Genomic DNA, 22,004 nt, shown 5'->3' with positions numbered 1-22,004 from the left:
GAACACCGTAATGAACTGCCTAGAAAGAACCTTCGATATCCAGCCCTTGGTGCAGGCGGACATGACCGTGCACATCAATGGCCAAGCGGTCAGCGCCGCCATCGGCGAAACCGTCCTCAGCGTCATCCAGTCCCTCGGCGTGCGCCAGATCGCACGCAATGATCACAACCAGATCAGCGGCGCCTACTGCGGCATGGGCGTGTGCCAGTGCTGTCTGGTAAAAATCGACGGTCGCCACAAGCGCCGCGCCTGCCAGACCGTGGTGCGCGACGGCATGCAGATTGAAACCCGAGTCAACCGCGTCGTTGGGCGGGAGGTCGTATGAGCCTGCAACCGATAATCGTCGGCGGCGGGCCGGCGGGTATGGCAGCGGCCACCGAACTGGCGCGCCACGGGGTGCGTTGCACCTTGCTCGAGGAGGCTTCGCGCCTCGGCGGCGTGGTCTATCGAGGGCCGTTGCGTGATGGCGTGCAAATGGATTATCTCGGCCCGCGCTATTGCGAAGCGCTGGACAAGTTGCACGGTGAGTTTCAGCAGCATTCGGCCCTGATCGACGTGCGCCTCAACCATCGCGTGGTCGGCGCCGAAGGCACCCGCGCGCTGGTGGTGCTCGACGGCGATGAGCAGCTGCACGAGATGGCTTATCCGCAAGTATTGCTGGCCGCCGGCTGCCATGAACGCAGCGTACCGTTTCCCGGCTGGACGTTGCCTCTCGTCATCCTGCTTGGCGGCCTTCAACTGCAGATCAAGAGTGGCGTGGTCAAGCCGCAAGGGCCGGTGATCATCGCCGGCACCGGGCCGCTGCTGCCGCTGGTGGCGACCCAATTACATGCCTCTGGCGTGCGCGTCGCTGGCGTTTACGAAGCTTGTGCGTTCGGCAAAATCGCCCGCGAGAGTCTGGCGTTGCTGAACAAGCCGCAACTGTTCCTCGACGGCTTGAGCATGCTCGCTTATCTCAAATTGCATGGCATTGCGATGAACTATGGTTGGGGGGTGGTGGAGGCCCATGGCGAAGGCGAATTGAAAAGTGTCAGCGTCGCGCCGTATTCGGCCACGTGGGGGGCGGATCTGTCGCGGGTCGAGCGCTTCGAAGCGCAGACGCTGGCGGTCGGTTACGGTTTTATTCCGCGCACGCAATTGAGCCAGCAGATGGGCCTTGATCACGGCTTCAGCGACGACGGTTACCTGCGTGCCATCGCCAATGTCTGGCAGCAAAGCAGCGTGGCGCATGTGCATCTGGCCGGCGACATGGGCGGGATTCGCGGCGGTGAAGCGGCGATGTTGGCCGGCAGGATCGCCGCTACTTCAATCCTGCTGCAGCGCGGTGTGCTCGACGTCGAACTGGCCCGTGTGCGCCGCGACCGCTACGCGAGCAAGCTCAGAGCTATCGTGCGCTTTCGTGCAGCAGTGGATCGCTACACCGAGCGCGGTGTTGGCCAGACTGCTTTGCCCGCAGCCGACACAGTGATTTGCCGCTGCGAACACGCAACTCGCGCCGACATCGATCTGGCGCTGAAGCAGGGCGTGCAGGACATCGCCAGCCTGAAAATGCGTACTCGCGTGAGCATGGGCGATTGTCAGGGACGGATGTGTGTCGGCTATTGCAGCGACCGCCTGCGGCAGGCCACCGGACGCCAGGATGTCGGTTGGCTGCGCCCACGTTTCCCGATTGATCCAGTGCCTTTTTCCGCGTTTCAGTCCTTCGGTAAGGAGGGCGCTTGCCATGAGTAAGTTCTACGACGTGGTCATTGCCGGTGGCGGCGTGATCGGCGCGTCCTGCGCCTACCAATTGTCCAAACGCAAAAACCTCAAGGTGGCGCTGATCGATGCCAAACGCCCCGGCAACGCGACCCGCGCCTCGGCTGGTGGCTTATGGGCGATCGGCGAGTCGGTCGGCCTCGGCTGTGGGGTGATCTTCTTTCGCATGATGTCGGCCAATCGCAAGCGCGCAACCCAGGGTGCGGCGGTAGCGGTGGACGCGAGTACGCCGCACATCTTGCCGGAATCGTTTTTCGATTTTGCTTTGCAATCCAACGCGCTGTACCCGGCGTTGCACCGTGAGCTGAAAGACAATCACGGCATGGATTGCAAGTTCGAGAAGACCGGGCTGAAGTTCGTGATTTATGACGACGAAGACCGGCTCTACGCCGAGCACATCGTCGGCTGCATTGCGCATCTCGCCGATCAGGTGCGCTGGCTCGATCAGGCGGCGTTGCGCGCAGCGGAACCGAGTGTCAGCCATGAGGCGCAAGCGGCGCTGGAGTTTCTCTGCGATCATCAGGTCAGTCCGTTCCGCCTCGCTGATGCCTATCTGGAGGGCGCGCGGCAGAACGGCGTCGACATCTTCGTCAACACCAACGTCACTGGCGTGTTGCATCACGGCACGCGCGTAACCGGCGTGCAGACGGCCGAGGCGGGGGTGTTTCATTGCAAGACGCTGATCAACGCCGCTGGTGCCTGGGCGGCGGACTTGAGCGAGTGGGCGACGGGGATTCGTATTCCGGTGAAACCGGTGAAAGGGCAGATTCTGCTCACCGAACGCATGCCGAAAATCCTCAACGGCTGCCTGACCACCAGCGATTGCTACGTGGCGCAAAAGGACAACGGCGAAATCCTCATCGGCAGCACCACCGAAGACAAAGGCTTCGACGTCACCACCACCTATCCGGAAATCGCCGGGCTGGTGCAGGGCGCGGTGCGCTGCTTGCCGGAGCTGGCGGACGTCAATCTGAAACGCACCTGGGCTGGACTGCGCCCGGGGTCGCCGGATGAATTGCCAATCCTCGGCCCGATGCGTGGGGTGGAAGGTTATCTGAATGCTTGCGGGCACTTCCGCACCGGGATCCTGACGTCGGCAATCACCGGTGTGTTGCTGGACAAACTGGTGAATGACGAGCCGCTGCCGCTCGATATCGCACCGTTTCTGGCGGATCGGTTTGCAGTTGCAGCCGTCGAGCCAGCATCCGCGGTGGAACTGGCCTGACCCAATCCCCTGCAGGAGCTGCCGAAGGCTGCGATCTTTTGATTTTGCTCTTAAAAAACAAGATCAAAAGATCGCAGCCTTCGGCAGCTCCTACAGGGGATTCGCATGCATCAGCTGTCGCGCGCTTCTTCTTCGAGCTGATCGGATTCGAACAATTTGGCCAGTTCCGCCCGGGCTTCCTGGGCGGTCTGCAGGACTTTGGCGGCGTCATCGTAGACCGCGTGTTGCGCCTCCAGCACCTGTTCGTCGTGATGCTTGAAACGCTTGATCCTCGCATCGGCCTGGGCCTGCGTCAGACCGAGGCCGACCAGCGTGCGCCGGCTCATTTCCAGGCTCGAATAATAGGTCTCACGAATCGCTTCGGCGCCGACATCAACGAGGCGATGGACATGCTGGCGGTTGCGCGCGCGGGCGATGATTTTCATGTGCGGATAGAGCTTGTGCACCACTTCGGCAGTTTTGATGTTGGTCTCCGGATCGTCCGTGGCGATGACGAAATATTCCGCCTCGCCAACCTTCGCCGCATGCAGGATTTCCGGGCGCATCGGGTCGCCATAGAACACCGGCACACCGCCGAAGCTGCGTGACAGCTCGATGGTTTCCACCGAGGTGTCCAGCGCGACGAACTTGATGTTCTGCGCGCGCAGAATCCGCGCCACGATCTGACCCATCCGGCCCATGCCGGCAATCACCACGCGCGGCGCTTCGGTGTCGATCTCGCGGAATTTCTCCGGCACTTCCACCGGCTGCACTTTCGGGCTGACCAGGCGTGCGCAGATCAACAGCAACAACGGCGTCAACGCCATCGACAGGGTAATGGTCAGCACCAGCAAGTCGTACAGACGCGGCTCGAACAAGCCTTGATCGCGGCCGATCTTGAACACTACAAACGCAAATTCCCCGCCAGCAGCCAGAACGATGCCGAGGCGGATCGCGCTGATCTTGTTCAGCCCGCCCGCCAGGCGCCCGACGACAAACAGCAGCGGCAATTTCAGGCCGATCAGCAGCAGGGTCAGGCCTAACACGGTGCTCGGGCTACTCAACAACAAGCTGAGATTGGCGCCCATGCCGACGCTGATGAAAAACAACCCGAGCAGCAGGCCCTTGAACGGTTCGATCTGCGCTTCGAGTTCATGCCGGTATTCCGAATCCGCCAGCAGCAGACCGGCGAGAAAGGCCCCCAGCGCCATCGATACGCCGACCAGATCCATCAGCCACGCCGTGCCGATCACCACCAGCAATGCGGTGGCGGTGGACACTTCCGGCAGACCGGTTTTCGCCACCACGCGGAACACCGGACGCAGCAGATACCGCCCGCCGATCACCACCACGGCGATGCCGCCGAGCACCTGCAGGCTGTGACGAATATCGTCGGCGGTGCTGGTGTGATGATCGACGCCGGCGAGCATCGGCACCAGGGCAATCAACGGAATCGCGGCGATGTCCTGAAACAGCAGAATCGCAAAAGCCAGCCGCCCGTGAGGGCTGGTCAGCTCCTTGCGTTCGGCGAGGCTCTGCAGGCCAAACGCTGTAGATGAGAGCGCCAGCCCGAGGCCTAGCACAATGGCGCTGTTGAGCGGCTGGCCGAACACCGTCAGTGCCAGCACACCGATCACCGACGCGGTCAGCAGCACCTGCGCCAGACCGACGCCGAACACCGATTTGCGCATCACCCACAAGCGCCGCGGCGACAGTTCGAGGCCGATGATAAACAGCAGCAACACCACGCCCAGCTCGGAGATATGCGCAACGCTTTGCGGGTTGCCGATCAGGCCCAGCACCGATGGGCCGATGATCACGCCGGCAAACAGATAACCGAGCACAGCGCCCAGTTGCAGACGTTTGGCCAAAGGCACGGTGAGCACCGCCGCGAACAGAAACACGACAGCGGCTTGCAACAGATTGCCTTCATGGGGCATGGAACGACTCCTGACTACGGGTACGGCGGGGCGACAAGGATAAGGGTTGATCGGATGTCAGATCCACCAAAGATCCCCTGTAGGAGCTGCCGAGTGCAACGAGGCTGCGATCTTTTGATCTTGCTTTTACCTTCAGAGAATCAAGATCAAAAGATCGCAGCCTGCGGCAGCTCCTACAGGGTATTTCCGGTGCCGCTGTAATAATTTGCATCAACTGGTTACATTTATAACCCCTGCGCATCAATTTCCGGAAACGCCATGGCCATCAACTTCGATCTCAACGACTTGCAAGCCTTTCGCGCGGTGGTCGAGCAGGGCAGTTTCCGCAAGGCTGCCGATACCGTGCGCCTGTCGCAGCCAGCGCTGAGCCGGCGCATTGAAAAGCTCGAAGACGCACTCGGAGTCAAACTGTTCGAACGCACCACGCGCAAGGTCAGCCTGACCCAGGCCGGGCGCGGCTTCATGCCCAGCGTCGAGCGCTTGCTGGATGATCTCGACATCGCTTTGCTCGGCATCAGCGAAGTGGCCTCGACCCGCTTGGGCCATGTCACCGTCGCCTGCGTGCCCTCGGCGGCGTACTACTTCATGCCCCGCGTGGTCGCGCGCTATCACCAGCAGTTTCCGCGGATCAAAGTCAAAGTCCTCGATTCCAGTGCGCACGATGTATTGAGTGCAGTGGTCAACGGCGAGGCGGATTTCGGATTGAGTTTTCTCGGCACGCAGGATGCCAAAGTCGAGTTCGAACCGCTTGTGCAGGAGTGCTACGTTGTAGCCTGCCGCCGCGATCATCCACTGGCCGGGCGCAGCAGCGTCAGCTGGGCCGAGTTCTATCAGCAGGATTACATCGCGCTGGACAAGACTTCCGGCAATCGCTTTCTGCTCGATCAGGCCTTGGGTGGGGTGGTGCCGCAACGTCAGAGCATCTGCGAGACGCGCCATGTAACGACGATGATCGGGCTGGTAGAGGCGGGTTTGGGCGTGGCGGCGGTACCGTTGATGGCGATGCCCGGGCCGGATCATCCGATCCTGACGCGGGTGCCGCTGACCGAGCCGCAGGTGATGCGCAGTGTTGGCATCATCAAACGCCGGGATCGCACGCTGACCCCGGCGGCATTGGAACTGGAGCGGCTGATCGTGGAAATGCGCGTCCAGCCGCCAACGATCAGCGCTTGACCGAATCCAGCCCGGTGGCCTGCACGTCAGCCTGAGCGGCGGGTGCAGCGAGGTAGGCGAGCAGGGCTTTGGCCTCTTCTGGATGTTCGGCCTTGACCGGAATGCCAGCGGCAAAACGCGTCACCGACTGTACCGATTCCGGAATCTTCGCGACGAAGCTCACGCCCGGCACCGGCAGCAATTCACTGACCTGCTGGAAGCCCAGCTGATAGTCGCCAGTGGCAACCACCGAACCGACCGGGATCCTGGCAATCATCTTCGCTTTCGGTTTCAGCTGATCTTCGATGCCGAGTTTCTTGAACAGCTGCTGCTCGATGTACACGCCACTGGCGCTGTCGGAGTAGGCCACCGATTGCGCATCGAGCAGGGTGTTCTTCAGGCCGTCGACGCTGCTGATGTCCGGTTTCACCGCGCCTTCGCGCACCACCATGCCGATCCGCGAATCCGCCAATTCAACGCGGGACGCCGGGTCGACCTTGCCTTGTTTGATCAGCTCATCGAGGGCGTAGCCGACCATGATCACCACGTCGGCGTGCTCACCGCGCGCCAGACGATTGGGGATCGCTTCCGGCGCCTTGCCCATCGACGGGCCGAGACTGGTGGTCAGGGTGTTGCCAGTGGTGGCCGCGAATTTTGGTCCCAGGATCTTGTAGGCGGCAGTGAAACCACCCGACGTCATCACGCTGAGTTCTTCGGCCTGGGCCGCGAAATTGAAGGCGAGACCGGCGAGCAGGGCGGTGACAGTAAAGAGTCTTTTCATGGCGAGTTTTTCCTCAGGCCGCGACAGGTTGCAGACGACCACCGGCACGGCGGTACAGATAAAGCGTGGCGCACAGCGCGCACAGGGCACCGATGCTCATCCAGTAACCTGGCGCGGCTTTGTCGCCGGTGTACTGGATCAGGAAGGTCGACATTGCCGGGGTGAAACCGCCGAAGATCGCCGTGGCCAGGCTGTAGGCCAGGGAGAAACCGGCAACGCGTACTTCAACCGGCATGATTTCGGTCAGCGCCGGAATCATCGCGCCGTTGTACAAGCCATAGATGAAGGACAGCCACAGCAGCGACAGCAGCATGTTGGTGAAGCTTGGCGCCTGTACCAGGAACGACAGCGCCGGATAAGTCGTGGCCAGCGCCAGCAAGGCCATGCCGATCAGCACCGGACGACGGCCGATACGGTCGGACAACGCACCGCCAATCGGCAGCCAGAAGAAGTTCGACACACCCACCAGCAGCGTCACCAGCAGCGCGTCGGAAGTGCTCAGGTGCAGCACGGTTTTACCGAAAGTCGGCGCGTACACGGTGATCAGGTAGAACGCGGTGGTGGTCAGCGCGACCATCAACATCCCGCCGAGCACCACGCCCCAGTTCTGGCCGAGGGTGCGGAACACTTCGCGCATGCTTGGACGGTGTTTGCGCGCGGTGAACTCTTCGGTTTCCGCCAAGTTACGACGCAGGAAGAAGATGAACGGGACGATCATGCAACCGACGAAAAACGGAATGCGCCAGCCCCACGCGGCGACGGCTTGCGGCTCCATCCACTGATTCAGACCGTAGCCCAGTGCAGCCGCGACAATGATCGCCACTTGTTGACTGGCCGACTGCCAAGCGGTGAAAAAGCCTTTGCGACCCGGCGTGGCGATCTCTGACAGATACACCGAAACACCACCGAGTTCCGCACCGGCGGAGAAGCCTTGGAGCAACCGGCCGATCAGTACCAGCGCGGGAGCGAACAGGCCAATGGTTTCGTATCCGGGCACGAGCACAATCAATATCGTGCCGCTGGCCATGATCGACAGGGTGACGATCAGGCCTTTGCGCCGGCCGACATCATCGATGTACGCGCCGAGCACGATGGCGCCCAACGGGCGCATCAGGAAGCCTGCGCCAAATACGGCGAAAGTCATCATCAATGAGGCGAACTCGCTGCTCGCCGGGAAGAACACCGCCGCGATCTGCGTGGCGTAGAAGCCGAACAGAAAGAAGTCGAACTGTTCGAGGAAGTTGCCCGAGGTCACCCGGAAGATGGCACCGGCCCGCGAGCCGTTGGTAGGGATTGAGGCTGTCATAGAAAAGTACTCCACCGCTTTTATGACGTGCGCTACGCAGAAGCGGCGCACGGTTTTTATTGAGGTGGATGGTGGCGCAGATGTAACAATCTGTTAATTGCATTATTGGCATGGATTGATGCGTTGGGCGGATCAATGGCTTCAGTGCTTGGCGCCTTTGTGGGAGCGGGCCTGCTCACGATAGCTGTGTGTCAGGCGCCAGTGCTGTCGGATTATCAGTCGGTCTAAGCCGTAGCCGCCACGGCACCCTGTTCGCGAGTAACTTCCGTTGCGCCGTTATCAACCTGCACCGGGATACTCAAAAACGGCGGTAGCGGACAATCGAGCAGGTCGGCAACCGCCCGGAACAGCTCCGCCTCGGCCACGGTGATCACGCCGTCGTGCATTACGCAGCGAGTCATCGCATCGAGCAGGGCGGGGCGCTCTTCCGGCATGAGATGGCGCAGACGATTGAGCGCGGTTTCCAGGCCGATCAGCTCTTCGAGATCCTTGCGTATCTCTTGCGGCTGTTCGAAGGCAAGCCCCTGCCAGGCGGATTGCAATGCCTGTGCGGCCGCCGCTTGATCGTTTTGTCCGGCACGGGCCAGCGCGCTCAGCAGCGCCAACAATTCTTCGGCGCACTGGAACAGGCCAAACTTGAACTGCACCGGTGCCGCGCCCAGCACATTGCGCTCGACGATGCGCAACAGCGTCCATTCAAGCAGTTCGGTTTCGTTGTCGGCTTCAATCAGCGCGATCAGGTTGGCATCGACTCTGGCGAAACTTTTGCCGAGCTGTTGCAGGCTCGGCGTTGCCAGATCGAGCAACGGCAAACGCAGCCCGGGCTGCAGCGATAACAGCGGATTTTGCAGCAGCTCCAGTTGCTCGAATACCGCATCGTCGACGCTCCCTCTCAGTGTATCGAGCTGCATGCCCAGTACAGGCGCCGAGCGTGACAACAACAACCCGTAGACGATCGCTTGGGCGCCGTCGACGCTGCGCGCAGCCTCTCTGAGAACCTGCGGAATATCGCCGAGCACACGGCGCGCCTCAATCAAATGCTCTGCCTGCGGCGCGCCGATCGCCGCAACGGACGCCTGTGCCGCACTCAGGTCGTACAGCGCCGCCATGGCGGCAGCCGGAACACCGCCAAATGCATCCGATATCGGCAGGTCGGGTTTGGCCTGCAGTTCCACCGCAGGCGCGGCGATTTTCACGAAGCTGCCATCCCATTGCGCATCAACCCGGCGTATCCGCTCGCTCAAATCCGGATGCGAGGCCATCAGGTCGAACGAAGACGTGCCCGAACCGAAATACAAATGGCTGAATTCGGCAGCACGCGCGGCATTGAGTGTTGCGCCCAATTCATAGCCGCCGATTTTCTTCAGGGCACCGGCGATGCTTTGCGGGTTGCGCGTGTATTGCACAGCCGTCGCATCAGCGAGGAACTCGCGCTGCCGCCCGATCGCTGCCTTGATCAGGTTGCCGAAATACGACCCGGCAAATCCTGCAACGCACAGGACAAAACCGACCAGCGCGCTGAATGCGACAAATTTGTTGCGGCGCGCGGCTTCTTTGCCCACCGCGTCGGTGCCACGCAGGATGTAACTTCCAGTCAGCCCGAGCACGAGGATGCCGTGGACGATTGCGATCAACCGCGTGTTGAGGCGCATGTCGCCGTTGTAGATGTGGCTGAACTCATGGGCAATGACGCCTTGCAACTCCTCGCGCGTCAGCAGGTTGATCGCGCCCTGAGTCACGCCGATCACCGCGTTTTGCGGTGTCATACCTGCGGCGAAAGCGTTGATGCCCAGCTCCGGCAACAGATAGACGGGGGGAACGGCCGTGCCTGAGGCGATCGCCATCTCTTCCACAACGTTGAGCAGGCGCTGCTCTTCCAGGGTTTGCGCGTTATGGTTGATCAGCCGGCCGTTGAGGCCACGGGCAATGACTTTGCCGCCGGCCGACAGCTCGGAATGTTTCGCCGTGCTGCCCAGCAGCACGACGCTGATCACCACCGCTGACACATATCCGATCAGCTCCCAGCTCATCTCCAGATCGAAGAGAACATTGCCGTCGCCATCCTCCACAGGAATGGTCATCAGCACGCAGGAAACGGCTATCAGACTCAGGACGGCCAATCCCATCAAAACGATAAGCAGCAGGGTGCGACGCTTGGCCTGGCGCTGTTGTTGGAAAAAATTCATGGTGCCATCCGTTGGCTGGGGTCAGAACGAAACCTGTGGTGCTTGCTGAATCGCGGCGCTGTCGGCGAACGTCAGCACCGAGGCATCGGCAGCATGGCCGAAAAGCGGCGCGAACAGCGCAGCCGGAAAACTCTGCTTGAGGGTGTTGTAGGTCATCACCGCATCGTTGTAAGCCTGGCGAGCAAAACTGACCTTATTCTCGGTGCTGCTCAGCTCCTCGCTCAATTGCTGCATGTTCTGCGAAGCCTTGAGATCCGGATAGGCTTCGACCGTCACGTTCAAACGGCCCATCGCATTGCTGAGCGCGGTGTCCGCCTGCCCGAGCTGGACGATGTTCTGCGCATTGCCCGGCTGCGCCTGAGCTGCCTGCAGGCCTGCAACCGCGTTGTTGCGCGCGGCAATTACCGCTTCCAGCGTCTCGCGCTCGTGGGCCATGTAGCCTTTGGCAGTTGCCACCAGGTTGGGGATCAGGTCGTAGCGACGCTTGAGTTGTACCTCGAGTTGCGCAAAGGCATTGCTGATCTGATTGCGGCGGGCAACGAGCCGATTGAAGAGCTGGATGGCGTAAAGGGCGAGGAGGCCGGCGACGACCAAAAGGATGATGAGAGTGGTGTTCACGGTGATGTCCTTATTCACACGGTTGAAAGGGGCGCGGCATCTTAGCGCAATACAGGGGTCGTGTGGCAGCAGGCCATCTTTTGCCACAGGCCAGGTCGGCAGCGTCAAGCTGTCCGCCTGCCCCGCGAGAAAAACAAGGAATGTTTCCCGCGCCGCGCAGTCGGAGTTCAGGTACTACTCATCTGAAAGAGGTTCACCGATGAACAGCAAAACCCTAATCGCCAGCCTGGCCCTCGTTGCGGGCATTGCCGGGATCACGCCCATTGTTCAAGCGGCGCAAACCTCCACCGACCCCTCAGTGCAATCGCCGACCAGCGACCGCCAACTGAAGGTCAACGACCGCGCACCGGAAATGTATCAGCGCGAAGACAAGGCGCTGAAAAACTGGAAAGCCAAAGGCCTGAAAGCACCGATCGAACAGGCGCAGTGGGTGCAGATCAACGACAAATACGTGATGGTGATGATCACCAACGGCACGATTGTCGAGATGCAGCCGGTTGAGAAATAGCTGATACAGCGGGGAGCTTCTATACAAGCTCCCCCTTGTCCCACAGATTCACCAGCTCCCCAGGCGCCCGGTCCTCTGGCACCTTCAACACCATTTCCCCGGACTGATAGCGCACTTCAATCTGGTAGAAACGCTGATCCCCACGGCCCGATTCGCTGCTGTCCAGTGGCAGGCAACCTTCGAGCACCGAGCAGATCCTTGAGCGCTGATTGATATCGCATTGCGCGAATTCGATTTCCCGTGGGCGGCTCAGGCTGTGAATCGCTGCAACGCCACCCTGGCGAGATACGCGCAAAACGGAATCTTTATCCAGCTCGGGTAGCGTTTTCATACGGTCTCCTCGGATTATTCGATACCGACTTGCGCCCAGGCTTGCTGCACGGTGTCGGCTGCTTCGGCGCCAAAGCGCTGGCCGGCGTGGTCGACGGTCAGTTTTGCGAACGCGTCGAACGTTGCCTCCTGGCTCAAGCGGTTGTCGCACAGCGTGTCGTACCAGATTCGTCCGGCCTTTTCCCACGCGAAGCCGCCAAACGCTCGGGCTGCCAGGTAAAACGCGCGGTTGGGAATGCCGGAATTGATGTGCACACCGCCATTGTCTTCGCTGGTGAGGACGAACTTGCGCATATGGTCCGGTTGCGGATCTTTGCCCAGCAACGGGTCGTCATATGCTGTGCCAGGGTGCGACATCGAGCGCAGGCCCTTGCCCTGAATCTTCGGCATCAGCAGGTCGGCGCCGATCAACCAGTCGGCCTGCTCGGCGGTTTGCCCGAGGGTGTACTGCTTGGCCAAGATGCCGAAGACATCCGACAGCGACTCGTTCAGCGCGCCGGACTGATTGGCATAAATCAGCCCGGCCTCGCTCTCGGTGACACCGTGGGCCAGTTCATGGCCGATGAAATCGAGCGAGCGGGTGAAGCGCTGGAAGATTTCGCCATCGCCGTCACCGAAGACCATCTGCGCGCCGTTCCAGAATGCGTTCTCATAACCCTGGCCATAATGCACGCTGCCGATCAGGGCAAATCCCTGATTGTCGATCGAATCGCGCCCGAGCACTTTCCAGAAGAAATCATAGCTGGCGCCCAGCGCGTCGTAGGCCTCATCGACCGCCGGGTCCCCCGATGCCGGCTGGCCCTCGAGGCGCACCGGCATGCCCGGCAAGAGCATTTTGTTCTGTGCATCGTGCACGCTGCGCCGGGCCAGGCCAGGCTTGCTCGCCTCCGGCAGAATCGCCCGCGCCGGCGGCTGCGAAGGGCGGCCGGGGTTGGGCAACAGGCTGCGCACATGATTGAGTGTCTGCATCGCGGCACTGCGCTGCGGTTCCGAACCGTGGGCAATGATGCGGTTGAGGATGTAGGGCGGGATGAAACTGCGCAGCAATCGGGAGTCGGTCATCAAAGCATCCTTGTCGTCATACGATGTCGATACACATGTGAGCGGCAACGCGTGTTTTCGGTTCCATGGATTGCCATCGTCGACGGATTCTGCGAAAAACGCCGTCCGCGAACACCTCGACAGAGCCTACGACATGACAGACGAACTGCAAATCATCGACCTGCAACCCGGCGACGGCAAAGCCGCAGTCAAAGGCGCGCTGATCACCACCCAATACACTGGCTGGCTGGAAGACGGCACGGAATTCGACTCGTCCTGGAGCCGGGGCAAACCGTTTCAGTGCGTGATCGGCACGGGTCGTGTGATCAAAGGCTGGGATCAGGGCCTGATGGGCATGCAGGTCGGCGGCAAACGCCAATTGCGGGTGCCGGCGCGTCTGGGGTACGGCGAGCGGACCATGGGCAAGATCCCGCCGAATTCGAATCTGGTGTTTGAAATTGAGTTGTTGGAGGTTTTGACGCGCGAGGATTGAGGTCTGAGGAACGTGCGTCTGGACGAAGCAACCCTCATCCAAACGCTTTCAACTTCGGATGCTCAGGTGAACATCTCTATATCGTCAATTGCGTCCTCAATGACGCCCTGCAACGAGGGCATCCGACCCCTTAAGTTTTCGAGCGCCGGCAAAACGGTTTCGGTATTCAGTCTTCCATGTCGACGAGCGATATGGCCCAGGGCGGTGATGGCAGAGGCAGCGATCGCTTCGGTTTCGCTGGAGAGGTACTTGGCGCAGATTTCCTCTGCCCAACTGCCATCGGGTTCATTCAAGCCAATGGAGATCAGTGCGCAAATGACATCCTCCTGAGCGCCGCTGGTCAGTAATCGTACGGATTCATCATGATCTATTGACGGGTCTTGGTAGGTGAGGCTCACTTTCTTGCTCCCAGAATATTGCCCTTGCTGTCTACTTTCCTGGCTTTGATCAATGCGTTTTTCATGTCTTGATGAAGCTTATCCCATGGCCTTACGTGTCCGTGGTAGACCTCACCACCAGTGCGATCAAAAACGACCAACTCATTGGCATCGGGATCCACTCCAATCCTGCGCGTAGATGTAGGCTTTACCTGAACCGAACTCTCCAAAGCCTTCTGCCCATTCGAAGGGCCCTTGCTCTTGTGGGGAGTGTCTTTTTTTCCATGGTAACTGGCAGCGTCGAACTCAAGTGCCAAGACAATGTAAAGGGGCTTTATTCCCGAGCCAGCCGGAAAGACCAGAATAAAGTCCTGATATTCAGGCGGGTAAACCGGATTGACGATGATTTTGTCCGCCTGCTCGGTCGGCGGGTATATCCAGATGTATGGAACCTGCGGCGCACCCTCCAACGGCGGAATTGCCGATCCGCCTGATGAGTCTACAGAGGGAGTCCAGAGTAGGGTCGACCCATTGCCAAAATCTGCGACGTACGAGGCGCCTTGCTTGACGAACTGGACGACAGGAATCATTTCCCAATCGCTGCGCGTTTGAGTGTTGTATCCGTATCCTTTCAACGTCCCATCGGGCTGCTGTTCTACATGCAATCGAACCCGAGTCCGGGCTGTCTCGAGCGACTGTAGTTGCTCTTCTGTGTAGAGAGCACTATCGGCGAGACTCGATGGCCACAGCAGCGCAACCAACCCGAGCAACCCGCCTGCGACGACACCGCCGGCGGCCAGGCTTGTGGTACTTGCGGCGGCAGTGCTGGTGCTCAGACTGCCAGAGCTGCCGAGAGCAAAAGCTCCGATCGACGCCTGCAAACTGGTCGCGCCAATTGTCTTGAGTGCAATATTCCCGGCCGAGTCGCGTTCACGCCCCCCTAGCAAGGACAGCGTTCCATAATCCGAAATTTTCCCGACCGGTATAAATCCGGATGGATTGGCATCATTGATAACACCGTTCGGCAGCTTGCAACTTTTCACAAACACACAGCCGCTTATATTTTGCTGTCGCGGTATGACCTGGTTGCCAAGACGATGTTCGTGAGCCTGCTGCCGCGCCAGCATGTCTTCATAAGCGGCATGCGCGGCCTCGCGCGCAGCAAGTTCGCTGGCAGTCATGTAGCGGCTGGTGATGTGGTGTTCGTCTCCCTCTGGCGGGTTCTGGATCCGGGGGATGTCTTTCTTGCGAGCCATGAGCGTCCTTGTCCGCTGTTTAAAAACGAAGCGGACGCTAAAGCTACGAAGGAGTGATGGATGTAGGACGCGTCTGAAAGTGTTGCGGTTGTCAGGACTGCAAAAAGATCAAATCCATGGCCAGACAGGTCAACAAATCGCCTTACCCTACCGCCCAAACCGCTCCCGATAAACCGACGGCGGCACGCCCACCACACTGCGGAACGCCGCTCGAAAGCTCTCCACCGAGCGATAGCCGCAGCGCTGGGCGATCTGCTCGGTGTGTTGGTGAGTGCTTTCGAGCAATTCTCGCGCCCGCGCCAGGCGTTCATGTTGCAGCCACGCCTTGGGCGTTTGCCCGCTGGCTTCGGCGAAGCGCCGCAAAAAGGTGCGCTCGCTCATCGCCGCTTCACTGGCCAGATCGCGGACTTCCATTGGTTCGTGCAGGCGTTCGCGGGCCCATTGCATGACGCGCGACAGGTCGCTGCGTGGGGTCGGGCTGACCGGCGTTGGGATGAATTGGGCCTGGCCGCCGGTGCGTTGCGGCGACATGACCAGGCGCTGCGCGACGGCGTTGGCAACCTGCGTGCCGAAGTCGCGGGTTACCAGATGCAGGCAGGCGTCGATGCCGGCGGCGCTTCCGGCGGAGGTGATCAGTTGACCGGCGTCGACGTAGAGCACGTCCGGATCGACCTCGATGGCCGGGAAGCGTTGCGCCAGTTCGCTGGTGTAGCGCCAGTGGGTGGTGGCCCGGTGACCGTCGAGCAAGCCGCTGGCAGCGAGGACGAATACGCCCGAGCAGATCGACAGCAACCGCGCGCCTCGGGCATGGGCCTGACGCAACGCGTCGATCAGCGCTGGCGGTATTTGGGCGTTGCGATCGCGCCAGCCGGGAATGACGATGGTGCGCGCTTCGCTGAGCAGTTCCACACCGCCATCGGCTAACACTTGAATCCCGCCCATGGCGCGCATCGGGCCTTGATCGACTGCGGCAATCGCATGCTCGTACCAAGGGAAATCGAACTCCGGTCGGGCCAGGCCAAAGATCTCCACGGCAATGCCGAACTCGAACGTGCAGAGGCCATCGTAGGCGAGAATGGCGACGAGATTGGGCTGAGTGAGCATTTGGCGGAAAACTCCCGGTCGGTGTCTTGCGCGCCACTGTAGCGACAAGCGCCGGCTCGATAAAGTCTGTTCATACCCCACAGACAAAGGAGCAACACTGCATGACCAGCCTGGTTCGCGAAATCCCTGCCGCCCCCTCGGCGATTGCGCTGATGCATTTCAGCAATCGTCTGACCTTCGAAACTGATTGCTCCGACGTGTTCAGCAGCCACGAGGCCGGGGAGGTCGATTTTGTTCTGGTGGACGTGCGCGGCCCATTGGCGTTCGAACGCGGCCATGTGCCCGGTGCGATCAACATCCCGACACGCTTGCTCACGGCGGAACTCTTGGCCGATTACCCGAAAAACACCGTGTTCGTAGTCTATTGCGCCGGGCCGCATTGCAACGGTGCGAACAAGGCGGCGGTGAAGCTGGCGGCGCTGGGTTATCCGGTGAAAGAGATGATCGGCGGCGTCACCGGATGGCTCGATGAAGGTTTCGAACTGAGCGCGGCGTCAGTCGCCAATACACCTGTCGCCTGCGAATGCTGACGTTTCTGTAGGAGCTGCCGGAGGCTGCGATCTTTTGAACTTGATCTCAAAAAAACAAGATCAAAAGATCGCAGCCTGCGGCAGCTCCTACAGTGGAATCAGCGTTTTTTGCTCTGAAAACAGTCTTGTCCTGCAGCCTTCGCACCACCACGGCGCACGCGCTGACCCTCGTCAATGCGTGCGCCGATGTTCTGTAAGTATTTGTCGCTTAAAAACAATTGCCCCTGTGCGCGTCGCCATAGACTGCCGGCCACTTCGGTTTTTGCTGTTAGAACGCCATGACCGAATGCTGACTCGAAAGCTGCCAATAAAAGCCTCCGCACGGGAGTAATAAATGAAAAAGCTAGTGATGTTCGGTGCCCTGGCACTGTCGATGTTGTCCCTGACCGCTGTGGCTGAAGACGCCAAGCCGATCCGCATCGGTATCGAAGCCGGGTACCCGCCATTCTCGATGAAAACCCCTGACGGCAAACTCACTGGTTTTGACGTGGACATCGGCGATGCACTGTGTGCGCAGATGAAAGTTAAATGCACGTGGGTCGAGCAAGAGTTCGACGGTCTGATCCCGGCACTGAAAGTGAAGAAGATCGACGCGATCCTGTCGTCGATGACCATCACCGACGACCGCAAGAAAAACGTCGATTTCACCATCAAGTACTACCACACCCCGGCACGCTTCGTGATGAAGCAAGGCTCGGGCGTCAAAGACCCGCTGACTGAACTCAAGGGCAAGAAAGTCGGCGTGCTGCGCGCCAGTACTCACGACCGTTATGCGACCGAAGTGCTGGTTCCGGCCGGAATCGAACTGGTGCGCTACGGCTCGCAGCAGGAAGCCAACCTCGACATGGTGTCCGGGCGTATCGACGCGATGCTGGCCGACTCGGTCAACCTCAGCGACGGTTTCCTGAAAACCGACGCCGGCAAAGGCTTCGAATTCGTCGGCCCGACCTACGAAGACGCCAAGTACTTCGGCGGCGGCGCTGGCATCGCGGTGCGCAAGGGCGATACCGCACTGGCTGAGCAGTTCAACAAAGCCATCACCGAAATCCGCGCCAATGGCGAGTACAAGAAAGTCCAGGACAAGTACTTCGACTTTGACGTATACGGCCATTAATACGCCGTGAGAAAAAGTGGCCCCGTTTGCGCGGTGGCCACTTTTTTTATGCTTTCTTTCTACTGATAGAGATCCATTGTGGGAGCGGGCTTGCCCGCTTCCACAGGGGATCTGTGTGATGCAGATATGAGGAGTTAACCATGCAACGCATCGACCACGTTCTGCCCTGGAGCCATTTGGGCAGTGAGCGCTCCCTCAGCGTGTTCCGCTACGGCGCCGGCAGCCGCAAGGTGTATATCCAGGCCAGCCTGCACGCCGATGAACTGCCGGGCATGCGCACCGCGTGGGAACTCAAGCTGCGCCTGAGCGAACTGGAGCAGCAGGGCCGCTTGCAGGGCGTCATCGAGTTGGTGCCGGTGGCCAATCCGATTGGCCTGGATCAGCATCTGCAAGGCAATCACATGGGCCGCTTCGAATTGGGCAGCGGCAAGAATTTCAATCGCGCATTCGTCGAGCTCAGCGCGCCGGTAGCGGCACTGGTTGGCGAACGCCTGGGCGCGGATGCCGAGGCCAACGTCACGCTGATTCGCCAGGCCATGGCTCAGGTCTTCGATGAATTGCCGGCGCCGGCCTCGCAACTGCAAGCTTTGCACCGCTTGTTGCTGCGCCACGCCTGCGACGCCGACGTCACCCTTGATCTGCATTGCGACTTCGATGCGGCGATTCATCTCTACGCACTGCCGCAACACTGGCCGCAGTGGCAATCGCTGGCGGCGCGGCTGAAGGCGGGCGTGGCATTGCTCTGCGAGGATTCCGGCGGCAGCTCGTTCGATGAGTCGTGCTCGACGCCGTGGTTGCGTCTGGCCAAGGCATTCCCGGACGCGGCGATTCCGGCGGCGAATCTGGCGACGACGCTGGAGCTGGGCAGCATGGGCGACACCCGCGTCGATCAGGCTCAGGCCAACTGTGAAGCGATTCTGGGCTTTCTTGCCGAGCAGGGGTTCATCAGTGGTGAGTGGCCGACCGCGCCGAGCGAATGCTGTGAGGGCCTGCCGTTCGAAGGCACTGAATACCTGTTCGCCCCGCACCACGGCGTGGTCAGTTTCCTGCGCAATGCCGGCGAGTGGGTAGAGCAGGGTGATGCGTTGTTCGAGGTGGTCGATCCGCTGCAAGATCGGGTGACCACCGTGCGCGCCGGCACCAGCGGGGTGCTGTTTGCGATTGATCGCGGGCGTTATACCGAACCGGGAATCTGGCAGGCGAAAGTGGCGGGTAGGGTGCCGTTTCGTACCGGCAAGCTGACGAACGACTGACAGGCGCGGTGAATGTGCCGGCCTCTTCGCGAGCAAGCTCGCTCCCACAGACAAACGCATTTTACCTGTGGGAGCGAGCTTGCTCGCGAACGGGCCATCAGCCACTTCACAAATTTGGATCCTCTTCCAAGGATGTTAGGCTCCCCGGCGAACCCGACACTCTGTGAAGGAACGCTGCAATGCTGAAAATATTCACCCTTCTAACGCTGCTCGCATCCACCGCCGTCCACGCACAAACCACCGTGCAATCCGACCTGCCGCTCAAATACCTCGAACAGGTCCACGCCGACGCAGAACCACGTCCGCTGGTGATTTTCATGCACGGCTACGGCAGTAACGAGGCCGATCTCATCGGCATGAAATTTCAGCTGCCGGCGCAGTACAACTACCTGTCGGTGCGCGCGCCGATGACGTTGGGTGAAGGACGTTTCCAGTGGTTTCGCAAGAAGGGTGAAGGTGCCTACAACGGCGAGACTGATGATCTGAAGGTCAGCGGTCAGAAGCTGCGGGACTTTATCGCCCAGGCGGCGAAGAAATATCACGCCGCGCCGGACAAGGTGTACCTGATCGGCTTCAGCCAGGGCGCGATGATGAGCTACGAAGTGGGCCTGCGCGCGCCAGCAGCCGTGGGCGGATTCGCTGCGTTGAGCGGGCGCTTGTTGCCGGTGCTCAAGGCCGAACTCAAGCCCGGGCAAGCGCCGTTGCCGCTGAGCATTTTTATCGGCCACGGCACCGCCGATGATCCGGTGCCTTACCGTCACGGAACCGAGGCCAATGCGCTATTGCACAAGCTCGATTACCAGCCCGAGTTTCACGCGTATCCGGGCGTTGGCCACAGCATCAGTGCTGCCGAGTTGCGTGACCTGAATGGCTGGTTGCAGCGGCTCAATCCTTGACGATGGCTTTGACCAGGGCATCGTGACCTTTTTTGTCGCTGGCGCGGGAAATCACCTGCACCAACGCCATCTTCGTCCCCGAGCCGGCCAGCAATGTGGTGTTCAGCGTCTGGCCACCGCCCTGGGTGGCGGTGCTGTCAACCTGACGCAGTCCGAGGCCGGTGCCTTTCTGGGTCAGGCTTTTCTCGCTGAGTTTGTTGAAGTCCGGGAGAGCCTTGCGCTGATCGTCGATGAAACTCGACACGCTGCCGTCGAGAAACTCACCGTCGTTGTCCTTGACGTTCTGCCCAGCCGGGATCTGGTTTTCGGCGGCGATGACCACGGTCTTGGTGGTCTGGTTGGTGTACATCGTGCCCTTGGCCCCGCTCGGGCTGGCGGGCAGCGGGTCAGCGACAAAGCCTTTGGGCAGGACGAAGGCGAATTTGCCGTCGAGCAGCGTAACCTTCTCGGTTTTGACCTTTTCCTTGGCGGCGTGCGCGTTGATCGCGGCGAAACCGGCGACGGCCGCCAGCATCAGGACGACGGCTTTTTTGCTCAACAATGACATCTGAAATCTCCGGGAAATGGTCGCGCGAGGCGGGCGATCATCCCACGGAGCGTGCCGGGCGTTCCAGCGCGATTCGTCCGGGCGGTTATTGCGCTTGCGCCTTCGCCGCTGGCCGCGCCAGCAGACGCCGGGTCACGCCGAGCATCGCTACCGACACCGCTACGCCTACCACGAAGCCGCTCAGGCCCATGCTCGGCAGCGTCAAGGCTGACACCAGGCAGAACGCTGAGAATGAATACATGCCGGTCGCCGTTGCGCGCAGTAACGCAGCGGTAAACGCCGGGCCTCGCGTTTGTTGCGAAAACACCGCCATGACGCTGCCAAGTACGGGGAACACCGCGAGCAGGCCGCTCCAGCGCTCCCCGACGGTGCTGGCGAGCATCGTCACCACCAGTGTCAGCGCAGCGCCGGCAATCATCCGCCAAATCAGTTTGTCCGACTTCGGCGCTCGCCCGTTCAACGCCGGCTGCACCTCGGGAAACAGGTACGGCGATGCAAGCAGCGCCACCGCCGCGGCAATTACCGAAAACGGCAAGGATGCCGGGATCACCGACAACACCGCTGCCAGCACGCCCCAAACCGCCAGCGAAACCGTCAGTGCCCACGGCCAATCGGCGCGTTGCGCGACCTGCGCATAGGTGACGCAGAAGGCGATCATCGCGAACATTGCTGACAGCGCCGCCACCGCAGATTGCGCGGCAAACTGCGGGCCTTGTTCGACCGCGAGAAAAAACAGAATGGGCCCGACCACGACCGGCAATCCCGACAACCACCCAGCCACGCTCGGGCCCCAACGTTTGCCCGCCAGAGAAATCAGCAGGAGAAAACCGGGAATCAGCAGCAGTTTGAGGATCAGCACGCGGGTCTCTCCGTTGGGTCAGGGTGGGTACGTTAGCACTGCGCTTGGGAGATTGCTGCCTATGTGTGCAAAGTTTGTATACAAAATTTCAAGCGTGAATCCGGCTATGCTTCGAACATTCAGAGCGTGGCGCAGAGGATACGGCGATGAGCAGAACACCCAAACTTGTCCGTGGCTGCTGTGGCATCGGCTTGTGGGCGCTGTTGCTCACGCCGACATGGGCCAATTGGCAAGACGCCGTGCCCGGTGCGCAAATCATCGGCAGCGGCGATTTCAGCGTGTTCGGCTTCGATGTTTACAGCGCTCGTTTGTGGAGTGCCGCACGACCTCTCGCGGACGGCCAGCCTTTTGCGCTGGAGCTGATCTATCGCCGCGCGATCTCGCGCGACGATCTGGTCAGCACCAGCGTCGACGAGATCAAGCGCCTGGCCGGCCCCAGCGTCAGCCCGGCACAACTGGCCAATTGGCAGGTGCAGATGCAGCAGTCGTTTATCGACGTGCAGGCCGGCACGCGCATAACCGGCGTATATTTGCCGGGGCAGGGCGCGCGGTTTTTTGTCGGGCAGAAATTGCAACATGAGATCGAGGATCCGCAGTTTGCCAAGGCGTTTTTCGATATCTGGCTGGATCCGCGAACACGCAGTCCCGAGTTGCGCGAGCAGTTGTTGGGGGCGAGTCAATAAGATCAGCAGATCGCGTTCCAAATGCAGGAGCTGCTGCAGGCTGCGATCTTTGCTCTTCAAGGCTTCTG

The 22,004-nt window shown here is 60.5% G+C and carries 24 protein-coding genes; 11 read left to right on the top strand and 13 right to left on the bottom strand.

Features of this window, described 5'->3' with window-relative positions; all coding sequences use genetic code 11:
- The first annotated feature begins 10 nt into the window (after positions 1-10).
- Genes ACIGDJ_RS03285 through hcnC form a run of 3 tightly spaced genes read left to right on the top strand, consistent with a single transcriptional unit; the run spans position 11 to position 2,983 of the window.
- On the top strand, positions 11-325 hold the full coding sequence (locus ACIGDJ_RS03285) for a (2Fe-2S)-binding protein (protein ID WP_312998467.1): 315 nt from the start codon (positions 11-13) through the stop codon (positions 323-325).
- Positions 322-1,731: a cyanide-forming glycine dehydrogenase subunit HcnB gene (hcnB, locus tag ACIGDJ_RS03280; protein WP_397478315.1), complete on the top strand. Its 1,410-nt coding sequence runs from the start codon at positions 322-324 to the stop codon at positions 1,729-1,731. The genes ACIGDJ_RS03285 and hcnB overlap by 4 nt, the downstream gene beginning before the upstream one ends.
- Positions 1,724-2,983, top strand: a complete 1,260-nt coding sequence (hcnC, locus tag ACIGDJ_RS03275; RefSeq protein ID WP_397478314.1) for a cyanide-forming glycine dehydrogenase subunit HcnC — start codon at positions 1,724-1,726, stop codon at positions 2,981-2,983. Before hcnB ends, hcnC begins: the two co-directional genes overlap by 8 nt.
- Positions 2,984-3,093: 110 nt before the next feature.
- Here hcnC and ACIGDJ_RS03270 read toward each other — a convergent pair whose 3' ends face one another.
- Positions 3,094-4,902: a monovalent cation:proton antiporter-2 (CPA2) family protein gene (locus tag ACIGDJ_RS03270; RefSeq protein WP_312998473.1), complete on the bottom strand. Its 1,809-nt coding sequence runs from the start codon at positions 4,900-4,902 to the stop codon at positions 3,094-3,096.
- A 258-nt stretch (positions 4,903-5,160) separates the two neighbouring features.
- On the opposite strand from ACIGDJ_RS03270, the gene ACIGDJ_RS03265 reads away from it, so the two are divergent.
- Complete coding sequence (locus ACIGDJ_RS03265) at positions 5,161-6,075, top strand: LysR family transcriptional regulator (protein WP_101162587.1); 915 nt, start codon at positions 5,161-5,163, stop codon at positions 6,073-6,075.
- Here the strand turns inward: ACIGDJ_RS03265 and ACIGDJ_RS03260 are convergent.
- From ACIGDJ_RS03260 to ACIGDJ_RS03245, 4 genes are all read right to left on the bottom strand, one after another.
- Positions 6,065-6,835, bottom strand: coding sequence for a substrate-binding domain-containing protein (locus tag ACIGDJ_RS03260; protein WP_397478313.1), 771 nt, complete (start codon positions 6,833-6,835; stop codon positions 6,065-6,067). The genes ACIGDJ_RS03265 and ACIGDJ_RS03260 overlap by 11 nt on opposite strands.
- Before the next feature lie 13 nt (positions 6,836-6,848).
- On the bottom strand, positions 6,849-8,141 hold the full coding sequence (locus tag ACIGDJ_RS03255) for an MFS transporter (RefSeq protein ID WP_397478312.1): 1,293 nt from the start codon (positions 8,139-8,141) through the stop codon (positions 6,849-6,851).
- Between the two features lie 224 nt (positions 8,142-8,365).
- The gene (locus ACIGDJ_RS03250; protein WP_101162584.1) at positions 8,366-10,327 is read right to left on the bottom strand and encodes a M48 family metallopeptidase; all 1,962 of its coding nucleotides are present in this window, start codon (positions 10,325-10,327) and stop codon (positions 8,366-8,368) included.
- 21 nt (positions 10,328-10,348) lie between these two features.
- Positions 10,349-10,945 (bottom strand): LemA family protein, encoded by a 597-nt coding sequence (locus ACIGDJ_RS03245; RefSeq protein ID WP_397478373.1) that lies wholly within the window; start codon positions 10,943-10,945, stop codon positions 10,349-10,351.
- 199 nt (positions 10,946-11,144) lie between these two features.
- Between ACIGDJ_RS03245 and ACIGDJ_RS03240 the strand changes: the two genes are divergently transcribed.
- Positions 11,145-11,453, top strand: coding sequence for an RcnB family protein (locus ACIGDJ_RS03240; protein WP_101162583.1), 309 nt, complete (start codon positions 11,145-11,147; stop codon positions 11,451-11,453).
- A 19-nt stretch (positions 11,454-11,472) separates the two neighbouring features.
- Here the strand turns inward: ACIGDJ_RS03240 and ACIGDJ_RS03235 are convergent, their stop codons facing one another.
- Together ACIGDJ_RS03235 and ACIGDJ_RS03230 are read right to left on the bottom strand one after the other, a co-directional pair.
- Positions 11,473-11,784 (bottom strand): protealysin inhibitor emfourin, encoded by a 312-nt coding sequence (locus tag ACIGDJ_RS03235; protein ID WP_101162582.1) that lies wholly within the window; start codon positions 11,782-11,784, stop codon positions 11,473-11,475.
- 14 nt (positions 11,785-11,798) lie between these two features.
- On the bottom strand, positions 11,799-12,845 hold the full coding sequence (locus ACIGDJ_RS03230) for a M4 family metallopeptidase (protein ID WP_397478311.1): 1,047 nt from the start codon (positions 12,843-12,845) through the stop codon (positions 11,799-11,801).
- 133 nt (positions 12,846-12,978) lie between these two features.
- Here ACIGDJ_RS03230 and ACIGDJ_RS03225 point away from each other — a divergent pair, with 133 nt between their 5' ends.
- The gene (locus ACIGDJ_RS03225) at positions 12,979-13,317 is read left to right on the top strand and encodes an FKBP-type peptidyl-prolyl cis-trans isomerase (protein ID WP_397478310.1); all 339 of its coding nucleotides are present in this window, start codon (positions 12,979-12,981) and stop codon (positions 13,315-13,317) included.
- 62 nt (positions 13,318-13,379) lie between these two features.
- Here the strand turns inward: ACIGDJ_RS03225 and ACIGDJ_RS03220 are convergent, their stop codons facing one another.
- From ACIGDJ_RS03220 to ftrA, 3 genes are all read right to left on the bottom strand, one after another.
- Positions 13,380-13,715 (bottom strand): hypothetical protein, encoded by a 336-nt coding sequence (locus ACIGDJ_RS03220; RefSeq protein ID WP_397478309.1) that lies wholly within the window; start codon positions 13,713-13,715, stop codon positions 13,380-13,382.
- On the bottom strand, positions 13,712-14,950 hold the full coding sequence (locus ACIGDJ_RS03215) for an S-type pyocin domain-containing protein (RefSeq protein ID WP_397478308.1): 1,239 nt from the start codon (positions 14,948-14,950) through the stop codon (positions 13,712-13,714). Before ACIGDJ_RS03215 ends, ACIGDJ_RS03220 begins: the two co-directional genes overlap by 4 nt.
- Before the next feature lie 147 nt (positions 14,951-15,097).
- Positions 15,098-16,054 carry a transcriptional regulator FtrA gene (gene ftrA, locus ACIGDJ_RS03210; RefSeq protein WP_397478307.1) on the bottom strand — a complete coding sequence of 319 codons (957 nt, stop codon included), beginning with the start codon at positions 16,052-16,054 and terminating at the stop codon, positions 15,098-15,100.
- Between the two features lie 101 nt (positions 16,055-16,155).
- Between ftrA and ACIGDJ_RS03205 the strand changes: the two genes are divergently transcribed.
- Entirely contained in the window at positions 16,156-16,584 is a 429-nt protein-coding gene (locus ACIGDJ_RS03205; protein ID WP_101162577.1) for a rhodanese-like domain-containing protein, read from the top strand.
- 98 nt (positions 16,585-16,682) lie between these two features.
- Here the strand turns inward: ACIGDJ_RS03205 and ACIGDJ_RS03200 are convergent, their stop codons facing one another.
- Positions 16,683-16,892 (bottom strand): hypothetical protein, encoded by a 210-nt coding sequence (locus ACIGDJ_RS03200; protein ID WP_312998506.1) that lies wholly within the window; start codon positions 16,890-16,892, stop codon positions 16,683-16,685.
- A gap of 26 nt (positions 16,893-16,918) precedes the next feature.
- Here ACIGDJ_RS03200 and ACIGDJ_RS03195 point away from each other — a divergent pair, with 26 nt between their 5' ends.
- The 3 genes from ACIGDJ_RS03195 to ACIGDJ_RS03185 all read left to right on the top strand — a co-directional run bounded on the left by ACIGDJ_RS03195 (position 16,919) and on the right by ACIGDJ_RS03185 (position 19,847).
- Complete coding sequence (locus ACIGDJ_RS03195) at positions 16,919-17,698, top strand: ABC transporter substrate-binding protein (RefSeq protein WP_101162576.1); 780 nt, start codon at positions 16,919-16,921, stop codon at positions 17,696-17,698.
- Between the two features lie 140 nt (positions 17,699-17,838).
- Entirely contained in the window at positions 17,839-18,951 is a 1,113-nt protein-coding gene (locus ACIGDJ_RS03190) for a succinylglutamate desuccinylase/aspartoacylase family protein (protein WP_397478306.1), read from the top strand.
- A 179-nt stretch (positions 18,952-19,130) separates the two neighbouring features.
- Positions 19,131-19,847 (top strand): alpha/beta hydrolase, encoded by a 717-nt coding sequence (locus ACIGDJ_RS03185; protein WP_397478305.1) that lies wholly within the window; start codon positions 19,131-19,133, stop codon positions 19,845-19,847.
- On the opposite strand, the gene ACIGDJ_RS03180 is transcribed toward ACIGDJ_RS03185, so the two are convergent.
- Both ACIGDJ_RS03180 and ACIGDJ_RS03175 read right to left on the bottom strand, forming a co-directional pair.
- Positions 19,837-20,394 carry a hypothetical protein gene (locus tag ACIGDJ_RS03180; protein ID WP_071172855.1) on the bottom strand — a complete coding sequence of 186 codons (558 nt, stop codon included), beginning with the start codon at positions 20,392-20,394 and terminating at the stop codon, positions 19,837-19,839. The two genes, ACIGDJ_RS03185 and ACIGDJ_RS03180, sit on opposite strands and share 11 nt — an antisense overlap.
- 85 nt (positions 20,395-20,479) lie before the next feature.
- Positions 20,480-21,253 carry a hypothetical protein gene (locus ACIGDJ_RS03175; RefSeq protein ID WP_101162572.1) on the bottom strand — a complete coding sequence of 258 codons (774 nt, stop codon included), beginning with the start codon at positions 21,251-21,253 and terminating at the stop codon, positions 20,480-20,482.
- A gap of 146 nt (positions 21,254-21,399) precedes the next feature.
- On the opposite strand from ACIGDJ_RS03175, the gene ACIGDJ_RS03170 reads away from it, so the two are divergent.
- On the top strand, positions 21,400-21,936 hold the full coding sequence (locus ACIGDJ_RS03170) for a chalcone isomerase family protein (protein ID WP_101162571.1): 537 nt from the start codon (positions 21,400-21,402) through the stop codon (positions 21,934-21,936).
- Positions 21,937-22,004: the final 68 nt, after the last annotated feature.

The sequence above is a fragment of the Pseudomonas sp. NPDC079367 genome (assembly GCF_044542195.1).
Lineage (GTDB): Bacteria > Pseudomonadota > Gammaproteobacteria > Pseudomonadales > Pseudomonadaceae > Aquipseudomonas.
This window is presented reverse-complemented; position numbering and strand designations above follow the sequence as displayed.